2 protein-coding genes are annotated in these 4733 nt (G+C 55.8%); both read right to left on the bottom strand.

Going from position 1 to position 4733, the window contains the following annotated elements; genetic code table 11:
• Positions 1-70: 70 nt before the first annotated feature.
• Entirely contained in the window at positions 71-1996 is a 1926-nt protein-coding gene (thrS, locus tag B2W52_RS10655; protein ID WP_273071083.1) for a threonine--tRNA ligase, read from the bottom strand.
• Positions 1997-2148: 152 nt separating this feature from the next.
• Positions 2149-4733 (bottom strand): TRAP transporter permease (locus B2W52_RS10650; protein ID WP_286802955.1); only part of this gene is annotated, 2585 nt, incomplete at its 5' end.

Here is a 4733-nt window from a genome sequence, read left to right as displayed (position 1 = left end):
GTTGCGTCAATATTCTCATTGATAGGCGCCTTTGGTGTGCGCCCACCCCGATTCGCTCGCTGTTTAATAATCAGATCTCCGTCTTTGTTTTGCCCTTGCGTTCAACATCTTCACTTAAGAATTGCTCAAACGCTTCAAGCGATAAAGTTCCCAAATCTTCGCCCTTGCGGGTTCTCACCGCAACGGCGTTGTTGTCGACTTCTTTGTCACCGACAACGACAAGGTAGGGAACCTTGTTAAGAGTATGCTCGCGGATTTTAAAGCCGATCTTCTCGTTTCTCAAGTCAGCATTAACCCTATAGCCCAAAGAATCCCACTTTTTCGCCAGATTCTGACAATAATCACGCTGATTATCGGTGATATTGAGGATAGCCACCTGAGTCGGCGCCAGCCAGGTCGGGAATGCACCTTCGTATTCCTCGATCAGGATACCAATAAAACGTTCAAAGGATCCCAATACCGCCCTGTGCAGCATGACCGGGGTCTTCCGCTCGGAATTATCGGCAACATACTGCGCACCCAGACGACCCGGCATCGAGAAGTCCACCTGAATAGTGCCACACTGCCATACCCGTCCGATACAGTCTTTCAGCGAGAACTCGATTTTGGGTCCGTAGAAGGCGCCTTCGCCTGGCAGCAATTCCCAGTCTACCCCTTCGCGATTCAACGCTTCTTCCAGGGCGGCTTCCGCCTTGTCCCAGACCTCATCAGAGCCAACCCGTTTTTCCGGACGGGTTGAGAGCTTGTACAGGATTTCGGTAAACCCGAAGTCTGTGTAGATCTCGTGCAGCATTTCAATAAATGCCGAGACTTCCTGCTGAATAGAATCTTCTTCGCAGAAAATGTGGGCATCGTCCTGGGTAAAGCCCCGAACACGCATCAGTCCATGCAGCGCCCCGGAGGCCTCGTTCCGGTGGCAGGAGCCGAATTCCGCCAGTCTCAGGGGCAGATCCTTGTAGCTTTTCATACCCTGGTTGAAGACCTGCACGTGGCAGGGACAGTTCATGGGCTTGATGGCGTAGTCGTGCTTCTCCGACTCGGTGGTGAACATGTCGTCCTTGAACTTGTCCCAGTGCCCTGACTTCTCCCACAGGGTCCGTGACACCACCTGTGGTGTCTTGATCTCCTTGTAGCCATGCTCCTGCTGCTTGCGGCGCATGTATTGCTCAACTTCCTGATACAGCGACCAGCCATCCGGGTGCCAGAAAACCATGCCCGGTGCTTCTTCCTGCATATGGAACAAGCCAAGCTTCTTGCCGACCTTCCGGTGATCCCGCTTCTCGGCCTCTTCCAGACGGTGCAAATAGGCTTTGAGATCTTTCTTGTTACCCCAGGCGGTTCCGTACACGCGCTGAAGCTGCTCATTGCTGGTGTCGCCACGCCAATACGCGCCGGCCACCTTGGTCAGTTTGAAGGCCTTCAGCTTGCCGGTGCTGGGAACGTGGGGACCGCGGCACAGGTCGATAAAATCGCCCTGGCTGTAAAATGAAAGGTCCTCATCGCCGGGAATGTCCTGAATGATACGGACCTTGTATTCTTCGCCCATATCCTCAAAGAGCTTGATCGCCTCATCGCGGGACATGATGGAGCGAGAAACCGGCAAGTCCTGTTTGGAGAGCTCTTCCATCCGCTTCTCGATCCGCGCCAGATCCTCATTGGTGAACGGGCGGTCGTACTTGAAGTCGTAGTAGAAGCCATTGTCGATAACCGGGCCAATGGTGACCTGGGCTCCTGGAAACAGTTCCTGGACAGCCATGGCCATCAAGTGCGCCGTAGAATGGCGAATGATATCAACGCCGTCTTCATCACGCTCGGTGACGATTGCCAGCTCGGCATCGTTTTCGATGCGATAACTGGTGTCCACGAGCTGGCCATCCACCTTTCCGGCAAGGGCGGCTTTGGCAAGGCCAGCGCCGATATCGGCGGCGACATCATGAACGGTTACGGGTTCGGCAAAACTGCGATGGCTACCATCGGGCAGGGTTACGACGGGCATGAAAGGCTCCTGTTGGTTACTCAGCGGTGATCTATACCAGAGACCACATGGTGACGGCACGGCGCGATACAAACCGCGGGCCGCTTCGAGGCGAAGTCTAACAGAAAAAAACCCGGCAGGTTAATGCCGGGTTTGCACGGACAGGTGTGGCGTCAGGCTGGCTGGCCGGCGGCTTCCTCCCTGGCCCGCCGACGCAACTGACCAAACGCCAGAAGGCCGAGTAACACCAGAGCAGGAATGAACATCAGCTCTTTTGGCGGCCGTTCCAGGTCAACCTGCACGGCATCGATGGTCCAGCCAAACTGGATGCCAGCATCCTCCGCCGGGCTACCGAAACCAACGAAGTCTACCGCCATCTTTTCGCCATCCGGGCTGAGTTCAAGGCCGGCGTCCATCAGACGTTGCTCGGGCGTGTCGCCAGCGGGAATCTCAAGCCGCACATAGGTGGTCACCTCGTCGCCGTCAATCGTCATCCCGGAAGCCTTCAGGACAATCGGTTTGTCTGCTGGCACATCCTCAACATACTCCATGATCTCGGCGCCGGGCCGATCTGCCGTGGGCGGGTAAACCATATCCCACCAGAAGCCGGGCCGGAACATGGTGAACGTAATCAGCAGCAATAACAGCGATTCCCACTTATAGCTCTTGGTAAACCAGAACCCCTGCGTGGCCGCGGAAAAGACCAGCATCGCAGTGACTGCACTGAAGATCGTAACCAGCAGGTCAAACCATCCGGTCAACCCAATGAGCAACAACTGGGTATTGAAAATAAACATGAACGGGAGGATCGCCGTACGGATGTCGTAGGTGAAGCCCTGGATACCCGTTCGTATGGGATCGGCGCCGGATATGGCAGCGGCGGCATAAGCCGCCAACCCCACGGGCGGCGTATCGTCCGCCAGAATGCCAAAGTAGAACACAAACAGATGCACCGCAATCAGCGGCACGATCAGCCCATTCTGGGCGCCCAGAGTGACGATTACCGGCGCCATCAGCGTGGACACAACGATGTAGTTGGCAGTGGTCGGCAAACCCATGCCGAGGATCAGGCTGATAATGGCCGTGAAGATCAGCATCAGCAGCAGGTTGCCGCCAGACAGGAACTCGACAAATTCGGTCATCACCAGGCCAATACCGGTCAGGGTAACCGTACCCACCACGATACCGGCGGTGGCAGTTGCCACGCCAATACCCACCATGTTTCGGGCACCGGTGGCGAGCGAATGCGCAAGATCAAACACGCCATCCTTGAACGCAGTGAGGAAGTTGCCGTGCTTGTAGAAAAAGGCCTTCAACGGTCGCTGTGTAACAACAATGAAAATCATGAACAGCGTGGCCCAGAACGCCGACAGCTGTGGCGAGAAACGCTCAACAGTAAGGCACCAGACCAGCACTACAACGGGCAGAAGAAAGTACAGCCCGGTCTTTACAGTTGGGCCAACCGGCGGCAATTCGCCCATGTCCTTATCCGGATCGTCTTCCTCGAGTTCCGGAAATCGGGTGGCATAGCCAACCAGGCCGATATAGATCAGCACCAGCAAAGGTGCCAACACCCAAATCGCCGCTTCACCGAAAAGCGTTTTCGTCCAGCCGATCCCGTAATACACCACCAGGGTCAGCACACTCAGGCCGATGAGGATAACGACCCAATTCAGCATCCGCTGGGCAAGAGTCGGCTTGTTGAGACGCTCAATGCCCTGCATGTTCAGCTTGCAGGCCTCAAGGTGCACGATATAAATCAGTGCCACATAGGAAATCATCGCAGGGAGGATGGCGTGCTTGATGACCTCCAGGTAGGAGATACCCACATATTCGACCATCAGGAAAGCGGCCGCGCCCATGATGGGAGGTGTCAGCTGGCCGTTGGTTGATGCGGCCACTTCCACTGCGCCGGCCTTGGTAGCCGGAAAACCAACCCGCTTCATCAGCGGAATGGTGAACGTGCCGGTAGTGACGACGTTGGCAATAGACGAACCGGAAATAACGCCGCTTAAACCACTGGAAACCACCGCAGCTTTGGCGGGACCACCACGCATATGCCCCAACATGGCATAGGCGACTTTAATAAAGTAATTACCGGCGCCTGCTCTCTCAAGCAGCGCGCCAAACAACACGAACAGAAAGACGAAGCTCGTGGAAACCCCAAGTGCAACGCCAAACACGCCCTCAGTGCCCAACCACTGGTGCGACGCCAGCTTACTGAGACTCACACCTTTATGGGCGATCACATCCGGCATGTAGGGCCCGGCAATCGAGTACGTGATAAAGACAGCGGCGACGATGGTCAGTGGCAAACCCAGTGAGCGACGGGTCGCTTCGAGCAACAGCACGAGCCCGACCAACGCAACCCACAGATCCTGGGTGATGGGAGCGCCAGGGCGTGTCGACAACTCTTCGTAAAAAACGTAAAGGTATGAGGCGCAAAAAGCCGCAACGAGCGCCAGAATCCAGTCGTAGATGGGCACGACATTCACGTGCCGCCCCTTGATCATCGGAAAGGCGGAAAACGCCAGGAAAACCGCAAACGCGAGATGGATAGAACGCGCTTCCGTGGAATTGAAGATGGCAAAGTTGAAAATGTAAGGGAGTGGTGACGCAATCCAGAGCTGAAACAGCGACCACACCAGGGGAACGATAAACAGAATGACCGCGGCATACCCGCTGGTCGCCCTGCCCCCGGTTTCAGTCTGCAGGATCTGGTCTACATTACTGCTACCACCAGCACCAGCTCCGTTTG

The sequence above is a fragment of the Marinobacter sp. UBA2498 genome (assembly GCF_002341575.1).
Taxonomy (GTDB): domain Bacteria; phylum Pseudomonadota; class Gammaproteobacteria; order Pseudomonadales; family Oleiphilaceae; genus Marinobacter; species Marinobacter manganoxydans.
Note: the sequence above shows the minus strand (reverse complement) of the source record. Positions and strands in the feature narration are given on the sequence as shown.

What these genes read in the sequence shown, in the direction of transcription:
- thrS (WP_273071083.1), bottom strand. Translation starts at nt 1,996, where the DNA reads ATGCCCGTCGTAACCCTGCCCGATGGTAGCCATCGCAGTTTTGCCGAA.